The organism is Arthrobacter citreus, from assembly GCF_038405225.1.
Taxonomy (GTDB): Bacteria; Actinomycetota; Actinomycetes; order Actinomycetales; family Micrococcaceae; genus Arthrobacter_B; species Arthrobacter_B citreus_A.
This window is the reverse complement of sequence record NZ_CP151657.1, coordinates 1,594,787-1,609,276: the sequence shown is the minus strand read 5'-3', so window position 1 is coordinate 1,609,276 and position 14,490 is coordinate 1,594,787. Positions and strand designations below refer to the sequence as shown.

Here is a 14,490-nt window from a genome sequence, read left to right as displayed (position 1 = left end):
CGCGGCCGGAAATAGTGCCCGGGCCAGACGCAAATGACGGAACAAGGCTCCGGGTGCGCTTGAATGGACTGTTGAATTTTTCCGCCCCATTTCCCAGCAAGAAGGTCCAGCACGTGAGCATTGACAGCACCACCGAGAACCAGGTCACCGAGTATGTCCTTGACGGCGACGCCCTGGACCTCTTTTTCCGCGAGGCCCGCACGGCCAACACCTTCACCGACGAAATGGTGACCGACGAGCAGCTGCGGGCCATCTACGAGCTGACCAAGTTCGGCCCCACCGCCATGAACATCCAGCCCCTGCGGATCACCTGGGTCCGTTCCGCCGAAGCGCGTGAACGCCTCGTCCGGCACATGGCCGAAGGCAACCGGGCCAAGACAGCTGCCGCTCCCATGGTCGCAGTGCTCAGCTATGACACCGAGTGGCATGAGCAGTTCCCCGTGTTCTTCCCGCACGCGGCCGAGCGCAAAGCCATGTTCGACGGCCAGGATGAGCTCCGCGCCGTCATGGGCAGCAACAACGGTCACATGCAGGCTGCGTACTTCATCATGGCCGTCCGCGCGGTGGGCCTGGCCGCCGGTCCCATGGGGGGCTTCGACGCAGCAGGTATTGATGCGGAGTTCCACGCCGGCCACAACAGGCGCGCCTTCATGGTGGTCAACATCGGCAAGCCCGGCGAGAACGCCTGGCACCCGCGCCTGCCGCGCCTGGATTACGACTTCGTGACCGCTACCGTCTAGCTTTCTCCACAACAGTTATACGACGACGACGGCGACGACGGCGGCCACCCATCGCCGTCGTCGTTTGTCATCTGTTCGGCTGTAAGCCCCAGATGTCCATCAGGTACTGGCGGCATGTGGGACTGGACACTAAATAGTTGATCTTAGGCAACTAGTTATATAGTTGATGTAAGTCAACTATCAGCAGGAGTCAGATGTCCCCGGAACCACGTCCCGATACGATCAAGCCGAAGAAGGAGCCCAAGGCCAAAGCGCCCAAGCGCACAGTCTCACCCGACGGCACCATGACCCATAAGCAGGTGCTGGAATCGCTCTCCGGCCTCCTGCTCGGCATGTTTGTTTCGATCCTGGCAGGCACCGTGGTCTCCACCTCGCTGCCGCTGATCATCTCGGACCTCGACGGCAATCAGTCCGCGTACACCTGGGTGGTCACCGGCACCCTGCTGGCCACCACGGTGTCCACCCCGCTGTGGGGAAAGTTTGCCGACCTCTTCAACCGAAAGCTGCTCATTCAGCTGGCGCTGGGCATCTTTGTGCTCGGCTCGGCACTGGCCGGCTTCTCGCAGGACACCAGCACGCTTATTGTGTTCCGCGTGTTCCAGGGTCTGGGTGCCGGCGGACTCGCCGCGCTGAGCCAGATCATCATGGCCGACATCATCAGCCCGCGCGACCGCGGCAAGTATGCCGGACTGTTCGGCGCCGTCATGGCTGTCGGCACCGTCGGCGGACCGCTGCTGGGCGGCGTCGTCACCGATGCCTTCGGCTGGCGTTGGAACTTCTTCATTGCGCTTCCGGTTGCCATTGCCGCGATCATCCTGCTGCAGCTCACCCTGCACCTGCCCAAGCACCCCAAGCGCAAGGTCCACATCGACTACCTCGGCGCCGTGCTGATCGCCGGCGGCGTGTCGCTGCTGATGATCTGGGTAACGCTGGCCGGCAATCAGTTCGAGTGGGCCTCGCTGGCCTCATTCCTGATGGTCGCCGGATCCGCCGTGCTGCTGATTGCCGCCGTGCTGGTGGAATTCAAGTCACCGGAACCCATCATTCCCCTCTCGATGTTTAAGAACCGGACCTTCACCCTTGCCGTGGTTGCGAGCATCGCCGTCGGCGTCTCCATGTTCGGCACGTCGGTGTTCCTGGCCCAGTACATGCAGCTGGCGCGGGGCGCCACACCCACCGAATCCGGCCTGCTCACCATCCCCATGATGGCCGGCCTGCTGATCTCCTCGACCTACTTCGGCCGCGTCATCAGCCGCACCGGAAAGTGGAAGGCCGTCATGATTTCCGGCGCTGTCCTCACCGTGGTTGGCTCCGTCCTGCTGGGCACCCTGGCCTATGACACGAACCTGGTCCTCGTGGGCATCTACATGGCCGTCCTCGGCGCCGGGCTGGGCATGCTCATGCAGAACCTGGTCCTGGTGGTCCAGAACTCCATTGAGGTGAAGAACCTCGGGGTGGCCACCAGTGCCGTCACGTTCTTCCGCAGCCTCGGCGGCACCGTCGGTGTTTCCGTGCTTGGCTCGGTCCTGGGCACCATCGTGGCGCAGGAAATCAAGAGCGGCATCTCGGCCCTGGCCCCGGCCGATCAGGCCGCTGCCGCCGTCGCCCTCGGCAGCGGATCCATTCCCAAGGTTTCCGAACTGCCGGATGCCATCGCCGTCCTGGTCGAAAGCGCCTACGGCGTGGGGGTTGGCTCGGTCTTCCTCTACAGCGTTCCGCTGGCCCTGATCACGCTGATTGCGGTGATCTTCCTGCCCAACGCCTCGCTCGGACGGCAGAATGCCGTGCAGCTGAAGAACGCAGCCGCCGCCGCTGCGGCACCTGCCGCAACGGCCGGTACGACTGCTGCGGCTGCCGGCGCCACGGCTGTTCCGGCCGCGGAAACACCAACGCCCGCTGCCGACGGCGGCGAACCGGATGAGACCGGCACCCGCCGCGAAGAGGAACGCGCCGCCGCGGACCTGACCCTCGTTGACGTCGCCACTGGCGCCGTGGGGCTCGTGGATCCGATGGCGCCGGCGTCAACCCCCGGACCGGAGCAGGGCAGGCCTTGATCTCCCCGGCCAAGGATGCGGTGAACGGCCGGGCCGGAGATAACGGCCGGTCCGCAGCCATCAACGAGGTGGAGGATTCCCTCCGGCGGCTGGCCGACAGCGTCCGGGCGAGCATGCGGGACGCCGCCAAGGGAGTTGATCCAACCCTTTCGCTGTTCGGGCTCAAGATCCTGCAGCTGCTCAAGCGGGTGGGGCCCACTCAGTCCGGTGTTGTGGCCGAACAGCTGATGGTCGATAAAAGCGTCATCAGCCGGCTATCGCGCCAGCTGGAGGAGATGGACCTCATTGAGGTCCAGCCCGATCCGAAGGACGGCCGCGCCCGGCTGCTGGCACTGACTCCCATGGCCGCCGAGCGGGTCAAGGCCGTGCAGACGGGCATCATGCTGGACCATGACGTGCTGGACTCCTGGTCCGAAGCGGACCTCCGCCAGTTTGCCGGCTACCTCTCCCGTCTGAGCATGCGCGGTGGGCCTGCTGCGAATCACTGCGCAGAGGCCAACGGCTAACTGCGGCCTGACACCAACCGCCAATCCATGAAAAAGCCGGGCCCCTTCGGGCCCGGCTTTTTCTCATCCTGCGATCATCCCCGGCAGACGGTCCGTGCCGGTTGCTCCGGCCGGGGACTGCGCTGGCTGGTCTACTCCGGGCGGTCCCCGGGGCCGGACTGACTGCCCGGGTCCGTTGAAGTTCCGGGGCCGGCTGAGGGGTTGGCCTGCTTTTGCTTCTTGCGGCCACGGCCGGCAAGCATGGAATACGCAGTGCTGAGCACAAAAATCTCACTGACAAAGCCCATGGGGCTCGCCGGCAGGGGCGCGAACTGGTGATAGAGCACCAGGGCGGAGGCCGCAAGGATCACCGGGTGCGCCCGCAGGATCCATTCCTGCGGGACTTCCTTCGGCCAGGGGAAGAAGCCATCTTCAGTGGCGGTGTCGGCACGGTTCGTCTTCATGCCCTCCATCCTCTCAGAAATGCGGGAAAGGCCAGCCTTCCACGCCGCAGCGCGTATATCACCCGTGGGCAGTGCCGATCCGTGAGATGGTGGCCGCATGGGGAAAGAACCGGAATTGGCCCGCCGCCTGGGTACGCCCGACGCCGTGATTATCGGCCTCGGTTCCATGATTGGAGCCGGAGTTTTCGCCGCCTTTACCCCCGCGGCTGCGGCTGCCGGATCCGGACTGCTGCTGGGACTGGTGATTGCCGCCGGCGTGGCCTTCTGCAATGCCACCTCGTCCGCGCAGCTGGCGGCCGCTTACCCCCGCTCCGGAGGCACCTACCTGTACGGGCGCGAGCGGCTGGGCCCCTGGCCCGGCTACCTGGCGGGATGGGGGTTTGTTGTCGGGAAGACCGCCAGCGCCGCCGCGATGGCCATGACCTTCGCGGCCTACACCGCACCGGCCGGGTGGGAGCGGCCGGTGGCCGTCGCCGCCGTCGTCGTGCTGGCCGCCGTGAATTATCACGGCATCACCCGAACAGCCGGGCTGGCCCGCATCCTGGTTGCCCTCGTCCTTGCCGCGCTGGCCGTGGCCCTGGCTGCAGCCTGGATCGGGTCAGGACCTCGAGCCGCGGCGGACTTCGGCCTTGATGGGGGACTGCTGGGCCATGGCTGGTACGGGATCCTGCAGTCCGCCGGGCTGTTGTTTTTCGCCTTTGCCGGATACGCCCGCATAGCCACCATGAGTGAAGAAGTGCGCCGTCCCCGCCGGACAATTCCCCGCGCCATCGGAATGTCGCTGGCCATCGCCGTCGCCGTCTATGCGGCGGTGGGGGTGACAGTCCTGGCGGTCCTGGGGTCGGAAGGGGTGGCGGCGACAACTTCCCCGTTGGCCGCCGCAGTGGAAGCCGGGTCCGAATCCTGGGCGGCGCCGGTGGTCCGCGTGGGCGCGGCTCTTGCTGCATTGGGGGCCCTGCTCGCACTGATCGCGGGGCTGGGCCGAACAACGCTGGCCATGGCCCGCGAACGGGACCTGCCGCAGTGGCTCGCGGCGGTGCATCCGCGGTACCAGGTGCCGCACCGGGCCGAAGCCGTGCTGGCCCTGCTGATCTGCGCCGTGATCGCCGTGGCGGATTTGCGCGGGGCCATCGCCTTTTCTTCCTTCGGCGTCCTGGTGTACTACTTGGTGGCCAATATCGCGGCCTTCACCCAACCCGGCGAGGACCGGCGCTATCCCAAAGCGCTCCAGGTGCTGGGGGCGCTGGCCTGCATCGTCCTGGTCGCAACCCTGCCACCCCCGGCGGTGGCGCTGGGCATTCTCGTGTTCGCCGTCGGAATTATCGGGCGGATGCTCCGGCTGCGGTTCGCCGGCAGCAGCTAACTCCCGTCAGGAAACCACCCCGGCCTCCGTGCGGGCAGCGAGCCGCGCAAACGGTCCGTCGCCGTGGCGCAGATCCTGCGCGGTGCCGAGCTCCACAACCCGTCCCGTGTCCAGGACGGCCACCTGCCCGGCGTTCTCCACGGTGGAGAGCCGGTGCGCAATGGTCAGCGTGGTCCGGCCGGCCGAAAGCCGCTCCAGTGCCTGCTGCACCTGCGCCTCGGTGGTGTTGTCCAGAGCGCTGGTTGCCTCGTCCAGGACCAGCACGGGCGGGTTGCGCAGGATGGTCCGGGCGATGGCCAGCCGCTGCTGCTCCCCGCCGGAAAAGCGGTGCCCGCGGGCGCCCACGAGGGTATCGAGCCCCTCCGGCAGGCTGCCGATCGAGTCCGCGATCTGCGCGGCGGCCAGTGCCTGCCACAACTGTTCATCGGTGGCGTCCGGGGCGGCCAGCAGCAGGTTCTCCCGCACCGAGGCGTGGATGAGGTAGGTCTCCTGGGAAACGACGCCGACAATCCGGGCCAGATCCTCGGGCGCAATGTCCCGCACATCCACGCCGTCAATGGTGACGCGGCCGTCACTGACATCGTTCAGGCGCGGCAGCAGGGATGCCAGGGTGCTTTTGCCGGAGCCGGTGGGGCCGACGACGGCGGTGGTTGTCCCAGCCGGAAGGTTCAGGTCGATCCCGCGCAGGACGTCAGTTCCGCCGTCGTACGCAAACCGCACACCCTCGAACCGCACCTCACCGCGCACGGTGGACGGATCCAACCGGACGGGATGGTCCGGCGCCTTGATGGCCGGCACCAGATCCAGGTACTCGAAGATGCGGCTGAAGAATGCCAGAGCCGTGACCCACTGAACGCCGATGTTCAGCAGTCCCATGACCGGACGGAAAATCGTCGCCTGCAGCCCGGTAAACGCCACCAGGGTGCCGATGGTCATCCCGCCGCTCGTCGCCGGGAAACCGGCCGCGAGGTAGATGACGGCAGGGATGGCGGCAAACACGATCTGCATGGTGGCCATCCGCCAGCTCCCGGCAAGCTGGCTGCGCAGCTCCAGCCCGACAAGCTTTTCCGAACGGGTGTGGAAGCGCTCGGCGTCGCGCGGCGCGGTGCCCAGTGTCTTGGCCAGCCGGACTCCGGAAACCGACAGCCCTTCCTCCACCTGGGTGTGCAGGGCGGCGAGCTCGCGCTGGCGTTCGTCGGTGACGGTGCGCCGGATCTGGGCGACGCGGCGCGATAGCCAGATCGCCGGGGGCAGGACCACCAGGGAAATCAGGCTCAGGCCGGGGGACAGGGCGGCCATGGCTGCGGCGGTGGCGATGGTGGTGGTGAGGTTGGAGGCAACGCCGGTGGCGGTGGAGGTGACGACAGACTGCATGCCGGAAATGTCGTGCGTGAGGCGGGACTGCACCTCGCCGCCGCGAGTGCGGGTGAAGAAGCCCAGTGACTGCGCCTGCAGATGCGTAAACAGCTTCACGCGGAGGGCATGCATAACGCGCTGGCCCATGCCGGTGGCCAGCCAGGTCTGCACCACGCCGATCACCGACGTCAGTGCGGCCACCGCCACCATTGAGGCCGCCAGGATCACCAGCAGTCGGATGTTCCCGGACGGCAGGGCATCGTCGATGACGGCGCGGACCAGGAACGGCTGTGCCAGGTTGATCACCGAGGAAAGCGTAATGAGCGTGACGACGACGGCGATGGTTCCCTTGTGCGGGGCGAACAGGGCCATGATGCGCTTCAGGCTCACGGGGTGCCGCTTCAACTGTTTCTTGTCTGCGGGGTTCAACCGCGCGGGGCCGCGGCCGCCGCCGGATCCCCTGCCGCTTCCGGGGCCTGTTGGGGCCGTTTCGGGTATAGCCATGGTTCCTCCTGATGCCGCGGGTATCTGCGTCGCGGCTAATAGAGAGGTTACCTCACTATGTGGTTACCGCTAAATGGGTAGACTGGTTTCCATGATGAACTCTTCCGCCGACCCGGCGGCCTTGGGCGACCTGATGCATGCGGCCTTCCGTGGACTGCGGAAGCGCTGGATGCAGCAGCTGGCTCCATATGACCTAACCCCACACCAGTTCCGGGCCCTCAGTGCGGTAGCCAGGGCGGCTTCCGGCGCCGACAGTCAAGGAACGCAGGGCGGTGAGCCCGGGCTGCGGCTGAAGGAGCTGGCGGAGCGGCTGCACATAGCTCCCCGCTCCGCCACTGAAGTTATCGACCACCTCGCGGCTAAGGGGCTGGTGGAACGCCGCGCCCACCCCACGGACCGGCGGGCGGCGCTGCTGGTGCTGACGGAAGCGGGGGAGCGGCTGCGGGAGACGGTGCTGGCGGACCGGAAGCGTGAGGCGGATGAGTTCTTTTCTGTTTTGGAGCCGGGCGACCGGGCAGAGCTGGCCCGGATTTTGGGCCGGCTGGCCGGGAATGGACATAAGCAGGGGATATAACCGCCGGGACGGGCCTCTGGGATTGGGCCTCCGCCGTGGACCGGCCACAATGAATCAGGCCTAGTTTCCGCTCCGAAGGGGTCCCGATGAGCAAGACAGGGCATGGTTCATCCACCTTCCGTCCGCGCCATCCGGGACCCGAGCCGCGGTTCCGGTTCAACCGCGAGTCGCTGCGGGCCTCGCTCTGGTTCTGGCCCACCTGTGCATCCCTGGCGGCGCTGCTGCTGTCGCTGCTGCTGCTCCAGGTTCGTCCCGGCAGCGATGTGGAATGGGCCCGGTGGATTTGGCCTTCGGGTACCGCGGCGGCCAGCGGCCTCCTGCAGGCGGTAGCCACCAGCGTCATGACCGCTGTCACCGTCACGTTCTCGCTGACAGTGGTGGCCCTGCAATTGGCCTCGCAGCAGTTTTCGCCCCGGCTGCTGCGCGAGTTTGCCCGCGACGTGCGCACCCAGATGGTGCTTGCGGTCCTGATGGGCACTTTCATGGTCAGCATTACGGGCCTGCACGGGATGGATCCGGACCGCCCGGTGCCGGTGCTGGTGGTGGGCCTGGTCTACGTGTTGGGCATTACCAGTGGGGTGGTGCTGCTGCTGTTCATGGGGCACATCACCCGATCGCTGCGGGTTGACACCATGATGCTCAATGCCCGTCAGGCCTGCCTCGCCGTCCTCCGCGACACATACCCCAGGTCCGAGACCGGGGAAGTGCAGGATTTTCCGGAACCCGACGGCGGAACTGCGGTGCCGGCGCGCCGCAGCGGGATCATCCAGGCCGTGCATGCCAAACCGCTGGTGGACATGCTGGCCCGGCACCGGCTGACCATGCACATCGAAGTGCAGCCGGGGGACCTGATGACGGTCGGAACGCCTGCGGCCCGGGTGTGGAGCGACGACGGCGGGACCCTGCCCATGGCGGCGGTGCGTGAGGCCCTGGCCGCGGCCATGGAGATTGGCTATGAACGAACGGAGGAGCAGGACGCCGCGCTGGGGCTGCGCCAGCTCACGGACATTGCCGTCAAGGCGATTTCACCCAGCATTAATGACCCCATCACTGCGGCCCACTCCATGGGGTACTGCGCTGACCTGCTGGTGGATATCCAGCGCCGCCAGCTGGGGCCGGAAGCGCATTATGACGCCACGGGAGTGCTGCGCCTGGTCACTGCGGGGCGCGACTACCGCTACTTCTTGGACCTGGTCTGCGGACCGGTGCGCCGCTTCGCAGAGTCGGAGCCGCTGGTGCTCACCGCCGTCCTGCGGCTGCTGCGGGACTGCGCGGCCAACGCGGTCAACGACGGCCAGCGCGGGGAGATCCGCCGCCAGTCCTCCCTGGTGCTGGAGAGCACCCGCGACCATTTGGTGACCGCCGACCACCTGGAGATCCGGGATATGGCCCGCCGGGTGGAGGAAGCCCTGGCCGGTGATCTCCGTGCGGCTTTCACCGACCGGTCCGGGGAAACGCGGTCCGTGTGATCGCCGGCAAAACGAGGTAGCCCACCGGTTAGCCGCGGTCGGACGCTTCATCAAAGGCCACGCGGGCTCGTTCAATTTCTCCCAGATAGTGCGATGCCCAGGTCAGCAGGGCGTCCACCGGCACGCGTGCCGACTTGCCCAGTGGGGTCATCCGGTATTCGACGGCGACCGGCCGTGTGGCCAGGACATTGCGCTCGATAATGCCGTTGCGTTCAAGCCTCCGCAATGTGGTGGTCAGCGATTTTTGCGTCACTTCGGGAATGGCACGCCGCAGTTCATTGAAGCGGCACGGGGCCTGGCACAGCTCATTAAGAATGCTCAGGGACCACTTGTCCAGGACCTGGCTCAGGAGTTCGCGGTGCGGCGCGTCCATGCTCAGGCCCGGTTCCAGAGGAAGGTAAGTATCCGTCATGACACCTGGTTTCGTTGAAGTTCCCAAAAGATACCTAGTATAAACAGACTCCTGATGGAATTGCCGAAACCACGGGAATTCCCAAACCGGAGGATCCAAATGCCCGTACAACTCTTTACCCCCGAAGGCATGCTGCCCAACGCTCCCTACCACCACGTGGCCATGGCCACCGGATCGCGGTTTGTGTACGTGGCGGGGCAGGTGGCACACATGGAAGACGGTTCTCCCATTCCGTCGGACCTCGCCGGGCAGGTGTCGCAGGCGTTCCGCAATGTGGCCCGCGGCCTGGCCGGAGCCGGCGCAGGATTTTCCGATGTTGTCCGGCTGACGTTCTACGTCACCGATTGGCAGACCGACAAAATCGGTGAATTCATGGCCGGAGCCCAGGCCGTGGCCGAGGAGATTGGCCTGCCCTCGCCGCTGCCGCCGTCGTCGCTGATTGAAGTGGTTCAGCTGTATGAGCCCGGCGTCCTCGTGGAAATCGAAGCCACCGCCGTCCTGGACTAGTCCGCGGACGTCCGGAGCCCTCGGCTGCGCCTCCCCGGAGTGGAGGCGCAGCCATGCCAAGCTGTGGCCATGGACCCGAAGACCGCCATTCCACCCTGGCCCGCCGTTGATCCGCGCCACGGAGGAGTGCGGCTGCGCCGGTTCCGTGACGACGACGTAACCATGGCCATGGACCTGTCGCTGGACGAGTACGTCCCGACCATCGGCACTCTTCCGGCCGGGGCCACCGCGGACCAGGCCCTAGCCTGGGTGGAACGGCAGCGTCAGCATCATGTCCGGGGAACCGGGTTTGCCTTTTGCATCGCCGATGACGCAACCGACCGTCCCCTTGGCCATATCGGCCTGTGGATCCGGGAGCTGGAGACCGGACGGGCATCGGCAGGCTATGCAGTCACGCCCGGCGCCCGGGGCCGCCGGGTTGCCGCCAACGCGCTGCTCGCCATGCTGGACTTCGGTTGGACCCTTCCGCAGCTGCACCGGGTGGAGCTGCTGATCGAGCCGTGGAACGCGGCCTCGTTCCGGACCGCGGAGTACGCCGGCTTTTCCCGGGAGGGACTGCTCCGCAGCCACCAGGAAATCTCCGGCGAGCGCCGGGACATGCTGCTGTATGCGGCAGTACGGAGCCAGCAGCCGTAAGGCTAGGCGCCGGTTGCGCTCCCGTCATCCGCTGCACCGGCTGCCGGTTCATACCCGATGAGCCAGTGCAGCCCGTACCGGTCCTTGACCTGGCCGTCTGTGGCACCCCACGGCTTGGGCGCCAGCGGGTCGATGATCCGGCCGCCGTCGGTTAGCCAGTCATGGCGCACACCCTACCGTGCCAAGCAGCGCGCGTCTCCGGCACCGTTGACTCCCCATGCGGAGCTGCCGGACAGTGGAGCCATGCCGGAAACCGCCGCACCGTTATGGGACAGCTTGGCCGAAACCGTGCGCTCGGGCTGGTGCCCCGGTCTGGTGGCCGGCGTTCGGATTAACGGCAAGACCGAAATCTTCGCGACCGGATCGCTGGACTACTCCGGGACGGAGCCCATGGCCGAGGACACCCCGTTTCGGATTTCGTCGCTGAGCAAGATGATCGGCGGTGCGCTGGCGATGAGCCTGGTGGCCGATGGCACGCTGGGACTGGACGACGACGTCGCCCGCTGGCTCCCGGCGCTGGCCAGCCCGCGGGTCCTGGTGACTCCTGACGCGCCGCTGTCCATGACCGTGCCGGCGCGCGGGCCCATTACCTTGCGGCACCTGCTGACCTTCACGGCCGGGCTGGGCATCGACTTTTCGGCATCGCCCTATGCCGCAGCCACCCGGGACCTCTTGTGGGGACCAAATCCGCCGGCGATGACGCCGGAGGAATACATGGCCCGCGTCGGCGGCCTGCCGCTGGCACATCAGCCGGGGGACCGGTGGATGTATCACGCGTGCGCCGACGTGCTCTCGGTGCTGTTGCCGGTGGCAGCCATTACTCCGCTCCGTCAGCTCATTCAGGAGCGGATCAGCGGGCCGTTCCGCCTGGCCGGCACCGGCTTCCCCACCGGCGCCGAGCGCTTTCCCACCATGTATGAGGCCGACGGCGGGGGCGGACTGCGCGAAGCGGTGGACTACCGCGATGCGATGGCCCAGCCGCCGCAGTTCGAATCCCTGGCCGGAGGGATGGTGTCCACCGTCCCGGATTTCCTGACCTTCCTCTCCGCGCTGGCGAGAGACACAGTGCTCCCTCCGGCACTGCGACAGCAGATGACGGATGACCAGCTCACGTCGCGGCAGCGTGTGGGCATGGTGGAGATGGCCGGCCCGGATGAGTCCTGGGGATTTATGACTGCCGTCCAGATCGGTCCCGGCGCATCCTGGTCGGCACCGGGGATGTGGGGCTGGTCCGGCGGGTCCGGCGTCAGCGCCGCCGTATACCCGGACGGGGACATCGGCGTCGTTTTCACCCAGCGGTTCCTTGGCAGCGCGCAGGATAGTTTTGACTACTTTTGGGAGCCGTTCGGGGCACTCCGGAAGAGCATGCGCTGACCTCACCTTATCGGCGCACCTGGTAGCGCAGGTGGAGTACCCGGTTGCCCTGAACCACCGCGTCCGGTTCCTCCAACAGGTGCTGCGCGTGGACCGGCCCGAAGAAGCGCTTGCCGGAGCCAAGCACGACGGGCACGACGTCCATGCGCACCTCATCGACCAGCCCGGCGGCAAACATCTGGCCGCCGACGTCGCCGGCAGCCACCTCGACGATGCGCTCACCAGCAAGCTCCCGGGCCTTTGCCACGGCGGCCTCGACGCCGTCAATGAAGTGGAAGGGCGTCCCGGGGTGCCAGCCCTCGGGCTCCGGCCTGTGCGTCACAATCACCACATGGTCGATCCCGCTTGGAGGCACCCCGCCCCAGCCGTCCGTCAAATCGAAGACCCGGCGGCCGGCGATGGTCACCCCTATCTGGTCCCAGTACGGCCGGGTGTAGTTGTAGGACGCCTGGGACACCTTCACCTCGCCGCTTTCATCCAATGGCACGCCGTTGAGCAGCCAGTCGAACAGCGGTCCCGGCTGGTCGTTCTCGTCCGCGATGAATCCGTCCACGGACACCGAACCGTACATAACTACTTTGCCCATGGCTGGCGCTCCTCTGCTGGAATGACATCAGATGGGAGATAGTCGATCAGAATTCGTGGATTGTGGCGAGCGCATCCGACAACAGGACGGTGTGCGGGAGACCGCGCAGTGCCTCGGCATCTGTGGAGATTCCCCGCAGCCGGGCGGCGTGCGCGTACTGCTCCCACGGAAATGAGCCGGGTTCGGGTGCGTCCGCCTGCACCAGCGTAAGAATTTCCGAGATCACGTCTGCAGCTGAGCGTTTCCAGGAAACCGCAGCCGTACGCCCGAGCTTGACCGTGGAGACTCCCCGGTCCATGTCGAGGCGAATCATCGAGTCGTCGGATAAGCGGAGATACTGGGTGATCTTCGTGCTCAGCGAGGGTTTGGAGTTCCCTGGAACCGGATGATCGAGCTCGCAGATGATGACCAGGCCGGTGACTGACAGACTGGAAATGTCGAACGGCAGACGCTGTGCGGACTCCCGATAAGCCGATCCTCCTCGGATCGGTCCGTAGTGAGACAGCTCATCGTTGTTTGTCATGGTGTAGGCCAGCTTATGCCGGAGCTGCTCGGTCCTGGAGAGCGGTCGCCCGCCTCGGGAGCTTTGTGCAAGTCACGCACGAGGTACAGCCAAGGGAAGGCGCGGCATCCCACCTGCCAGCCGTCGGACTCATAGTGGTGGGTGGGCCTGGCCCACAACACCCGGCGGTGTTCCCACTGGGTATCGGTCCGCAGCATCCGGTGCCTCAGCACGTCCACGCCGATGGTCCGCCAGCCCAGCTTTCCGGCAAGCTCCAGTTCGGCCATTTCGTCGAAGGCAGTGACCGGGCCCAGCCAGCGTTCCCGGGCATCCGTTGCCGTGTCCTCCTGGCGGCTCCCGAAGCGTTGCTGCACTGCCTGCCGGGTCATGCCCAGCTCTCGGCCCAGGGCGGCCCAGCTGACACCCGCGCTGCGTGCCGCCGCAACCGCGCGGTGCTGCAGTTGCTGACTGGCTTGTTCTGCGGCGCCGGCCCTGCGGACCAGCGCGAGATGATCCGCCTCTGTTAGGTTGCCTGCGTCCTCGTAGCTGCCCAGGATTAGTGCGCCGATCTGTTCCTGCAGGTCGGTGCCGGACTGATCCATCATGAGTGGCCCTCTTGGTCACGGCTGGGCAGCCAATCTTTCCGCTCCCGGCTGGGCAGCCACTCGGTGCCATCCGTTCGGCCCCCGCGCTCCCACCAGATGTACCGGCCAAAAATGTACGCGGCGAGGACCATGAGCATCACACCGGCGCCGGCGCACATGCCTCCCAAGAACCCCTCGAGATCGAGGACGACAAAGAGGCCGCCCAAGATAATGCCCAAAATCAGCAGGGTGAGCGCCAACCAAAAGAAAAGCCGTCGTGTATTCATATGTCAATTAGAACTTGACATACCGACTATGTCAAGAGTTCGTTGACACCCTTGGTGCTGCGGAACATGATCAGCTCCAAGTGCTGGTCCCCGGGGGCAGAGGGAGGGATCGAAACTAAATGCGCACAAGAAAGTTGGAACTGCGGGCGACAGTACGAGCAGATACCCTATTTCGCCACGCGGCTGCTGCGTAATCTCGATAGGACCAGCAGTAATCCCACGGGCTGCGTTACGAACACCATGCCAACCGGATGGTGTCGTCCCCGCTATCAGCGCTGATTCCATTCACCGCATGGCGTGGATTCCGCCCTGCCTCGTGTGCCGGGCAAACTCCTCAGAAGTGCTGACTCGCAGGCAGGAGCGCCACCGTCATGAAACATACCCGTCGAATCCGGGGAATAGTCCCCAGTTTCCTCGTCATACTGCTGCTCGCTTTGCTCGGGATAGCAGGGCCCACGCAAGCTCTGGGCGTGCCGACACAGAACGACGGTTCCTCGGGAGATAAGAAGATCAGCCTCTGTCACCACCCCCAGGGGCAGCCGGAGGGAGTCTACAATTTCCTGAATGTCAGCACGTCCACGGTGTTTGGCGGC

16 protein-coding genes and 1 pseudogene are annotated in these 14,490 nt (G+C 66.0%); 9 read left to right on the top strand and 8 right to left on the bottom strand.

Annotated features, from left to right (window positions below):
* The first annotated feature begins 113 nt into the window (after positions 1 to 113).
* The 3 genes from AAE021_RS07400 to AAE021_RS07390 all read left to right on the top strand — a co-directional run bounded on the left by AAE021_RS07400 (position 114) and on the right by AAE021_RS07390 (position 3,300).
* Positions 114 to 740, top strand: a complete 627-nt coding sequence (locus tag AAE021_RS07400; RefSeq protein WP_425362459.1) for a malonic semialdehyde reductase — start codon at positions 114 to 116, stop codon at positions 738 to 740.
* Positions 741 to 1,024: 284 nt separating this feature from the next.
* Positions 1,025 to 2,794: an MDR family MFS transporter gene (locus tag AAE021_RS07395; protein ID WP_342025344.1), complete on the top strand. Its 1,770-nt coding sequence runs from the start codon at positions 1,025 to 1,027 to the stop codon at positions 2,792 to 2,794.
* On the top strand, positions 2,791 to 3,300 hold the full coding sequence (locus AAE021_RS07390) for a MarR family winged helix-turn-helix transcriptional regulator (protein ID WP_342024971.1): 510 nt from the start codon (positions 2,791 to 2,793) through the stop codon (positions 3,298 to 3,300). The genes AAE021_RS07395 and AAE021_RS07390 overlap by 4 nt, the downstream gene beginning before the upstream one ends.
* A 131-nt stretch (positions 3,301 to 3,431) precedes the next feature.
* Here AAE021_RS07390 and AAE021_RS07385 read toward each other — a convergent pair whose 3' ends face one another.
* A complete protein-coding gene (locus AAE021_RS07385) occupies positions 3,432 to 3,743 on the bottom strand; it encodes a hypothetical protein (protein WP_342024970.1) in 312 nt (103 codons plus the stop codon).
* Positions 3,744 to 3,840: 97 nt separating this feature from the next.
* Here AAE021_RS07385 and AAE021_RS07380 point away from each other — a divergent pair, with 97 nt between their 5' ends.
* Positions 3,841 to 5,106: an APC family permease gene (locus AAE021_RS07380; protein WP_342024969.1), complete on the top strand. Its 1,266-nt coding sequence runs from the start codon at positions 3,841 to 3,843 to the stop codon at positions 5,104 to 5,106.
* Between the two features lie 6 nt (positions 5,107 to 5,112).
* Here AAE021_RS07380 and AAE021_RS07375 read toward each other — a convergent pair whose 3' ends face one another.
* The gene (locus tag AAE021_RS07375; protein ID WP_342024968.1) at positions 5,113 to 6,966 is read right to left on the bottom strand and encodes an ABC transporter ATP-binding protein; all 1,854 of its coding nucleotides are present in this window, start codon (positions 6,964 to 6,966) and stop codon (positions 5,113 to 5,115) included.
* 91 nt (positions 6,967 to 7,057) lie between these two features.
* Between AAE021_RS07375 and AAE021_RS07370 the strand changes: the two genes are divergently transcribed.
* Both AAE021_RS07370 and AAE021_RS07365 read left to right on the top strand, forming a co-directional pair.
* Positions 7,058 to 7,540: a MarR family winged helix-turn-helix transcriptional regulator gene (locus AAE021_RS07370; RefSeq protein ID WP_342024967.1), complete on the top strand. Its 483-nt coding sequence runs from the start codon at positions 7,058 to 7,060 to the stop codon at positions 7,538 to 7,540.
* A gap of 86 nt (positions 7,541 to 7,626) precedes the next feature.
* Positions 7,627 to 9,009 (top strand): DUF2254 domain-containing protein, encoded by a 1,383-nt coding sequence (locus AAE021_RS07365; protein ID WP_342024966.1) that lies wholly within the window; start codon positions 7,627 to 7,629, stop codon positions 9,007 to 9,009.
* Between the two features lie 28 nt (positions 9,010 to 9,037).
* On the opposite strand, the gene AAE021_RS07360 is transcribed toward AAE021_RS07365, so the two are convergent.
* A complete protein-coding gene (locus AAE021_RS07360) occupies positions 9,038 to 9,421 on the bottom strand; it encodes a helix-turn-helix domain-containing protein (RefSeq protein ID WP_342024965.1) in 384 nt (127 codons plus the stop codon).
* Between the two features lie 99 nt (positions 9,422 to 9,520).
* Between AAE021_RS07360 and AAE021_RS07355 the strand changes: the two genes are divergently transcribed.
* Together AAE021_RS07355 and AAE021_RS07350 are read left to right on the top strand one after the other, a co-directional pair.
* Positions 9,521 to 9,928 (top strand): RidA family protein, encoded by a 408-nt coding sequence (locus AAE021_RS07355; protein ID WP_342024964.1) that lies wholly within the window; start codon positions 9,521 to 9,523, stop codon positions 9,926 to 9,928.
* 69 nt (positions 9,929 to 9,997) lie between these two features.
* Positions 9,998 to 10,564: a GNAT family protein gene (locus tag AAE021_RS07350; RefSeq protein WP_342024963.1), complete on the top strand. Its 567-nt coding sequence runs from the start codon at positions 9,998 to 10,000 to the stop codon at positions 10,562 to 10,564.
* A gap of 2 nt (positions 10,565 to 10,566) precedes the next feature.
* On the opposite strand, the pseudogene AAE021_RS07345 reads toward AAE021_RS07350, so the two are convergent.
* Positions 10,567 to 10,719, bottom strand: a pseudogene (locus AAE021_RS07345) (VOC family protein); the annotation flags it as partial.
* An 88-nt stretch (positions 10,720 to 10,807) separates the two neighbouring features.
* Between AAE021_RS07345 and AAE021_RS07340 the strand changes: the two are divergent.
* The gene (locus tag AAE021_RS07340; protein WP_342024962.1) at positions 10,808 to 11,938 is read left to right on the top strand and encodes a serine hydrolase domain-containing protein; all 1,131 of its coding nucleotides are present in this window, start codon (positions 10,808 to 10,810) and stop codon (positions 11,936 to 11,938) included.
* A 7-nt stretch (positions 11,939 to 11,945) separates the two neighbouring features.
* Here the strand turns inward: AAE021_RS07340 and AAE021_RS07335 are convergent, their stop codons facing one another.
* Genes AAE021_RS07335 through AAE021_RS07320 form a run of 4 tightly spaced genes read right to left on the bottom strand, consistent with a single transcriptional unit; the run spans position 11,946 to position 13,897 of the window.
* Positions 11,946 to 12,524 (bottom strand): dihydrofolate reductase family protein, encoded by a 579-nt coding sequence (locus AAE021_RS07335; protein WP_342024961.1) that lies wholly within the window; start codon positions 12,522 to 12,524, stop codon positions 11,946 to 11,948.
* A gap of 46 nt (positions 12,525 to 12,570) precedes the next feature.
* Positions 12,571 to 13,047 carry a hypothetical protein gene (locus AAE021_RS07330; RefSeq protein ID WP_342024960.1) on the bottom strand — a complete coding sequence of 159 codons (477 nt, stop codon included), beginning with the start codon at positions 13,045 to 13,047 and terminating at the stop codon, positions 12,571 to 12,573.
* Complete coding sequence (locus AAE021_RS07325) at positions 13,044 to 13,631, bottom strand: hypothetical protein (protein WP_342024959.1); 588 nt, start codon at positions 13,629 to 13,631, stop codon at positions 13,044 to 13,046. Before AAE021_RS07325 ends, AAE021_RS07330 begins: the two co-directional genes overlap by 4 nt.
* Positions 13,628 to 13,897: a hypothetical protein gene (locus AAE021_RS07320; protein ID WP_342024958.1), complete on the bottom strand. Its 270-nt coding sequence runs from the start codon at positions 13,895 to 13,897 to the stop codon at positions 13,628 to 13,630. The genes AAE021_RS07325 and AAE021_RS07320 overlap by 4 nt, the downstream gene beginning before the upstream one ends.
* Between the last annotated feature and the right edge of the window lie 593 nt (positions 13,898 to 14,490).

Coding starts and splice junctions, on each gene's coding strand:
- AAE021_RS07355 (WP_342024964.1), top strand. CDS start 9,521: ATGCCCGTACAACTCTTTACCCCCGAAGGCATGCTGCCCAACGCTCCC.
- AAE021_RS07375 (WP_342024968.1), bottom strand. CDS start 6,966: ATGGCTATACCCGAAACGGCCCCAACAGGCCCCGGAAGCGGCAGGGGA.
- AAE021_RS07370 (WP_342024967.1), top strand. CDS start 7,058: ATGATGAACTCTTCCGCCGACCCGGCGGCCTTGGGCGACCTGATGCAT.
- AAE021_RS07380 (WP_342024969.1), top strand. CDS start 3,841: ATGGGGAAAGAACCGGAATTGGCCCGCCGCCTGGGTACGCCCGACGCC.
- AAE021_RS07325 (WP_342024959.1), bottom strand. CDS start 13,631: ATGATGGATCAGTCCGGCACCGACCTGCAGGAACAGATCGGCGCACTA.
- AAE021_RS07385 (WP_342024970.1), bottom strand. CDS start 3,743: ATGAAGACGAACCGTGCCGACACCGCCACTGAAGATGGCTTCTTCCCC.
- AAE021_RS07350 (WP_342024963.1), top strand. CDS start 9,998: ATGGACCCGAAGACCGCCATTCCACCCTGGCCCGCCGTTGATCCGCGC.
- AAE021_RS07335 (WP_342024961.1), bottom strand. CDS start 12,524: ATGGGCAAAGTAGTTATGTACGGTTCGGTGTCCGTGGACGGATTCATC.
- AAE021_RS07395 (WP_342025344.1), top strand. CDS start 1,025: ATGACCCATAAGCAGGTGCTGGAATCGCTCTCCGGCCTCCTGCTCGGC.
- AAE021_RS07330 (WP_342024960.1), bottom strand. CDS start 13,047: ATGACAAACAACGATGAGCTGTCTCACTACGGACCGATCCGAGGAGGA.
- AAE021_RS07360 (WP_342024965.1), bottom strand. CDS start 9,421: ATGACGGATACTTACCTTCCTCTGGAACCGGGCCTGAGCATGGACGCG.
- AAE021_RS07340 (WP_342024962.1), top strand. CDS start 10,808: ATGCCGGAAACCGCCGCACCGTTATGGGACAGCTTGGCCGAAACCGTG.
- AAE021_RS07365 (WP_342024966.1), top strand. CDS start 7,627: ATGAGCAAGACAGGGCATGGTTCATCCACCTTCCGTCCGCGCCATCCG.
- AAE021_RS07320 (WP_342024958.1), bottom strand. CDS start 13,897: ATGAATACACGACGGCTTTTCTTTTGGTTGGCGCTCACCCTGCTGATT.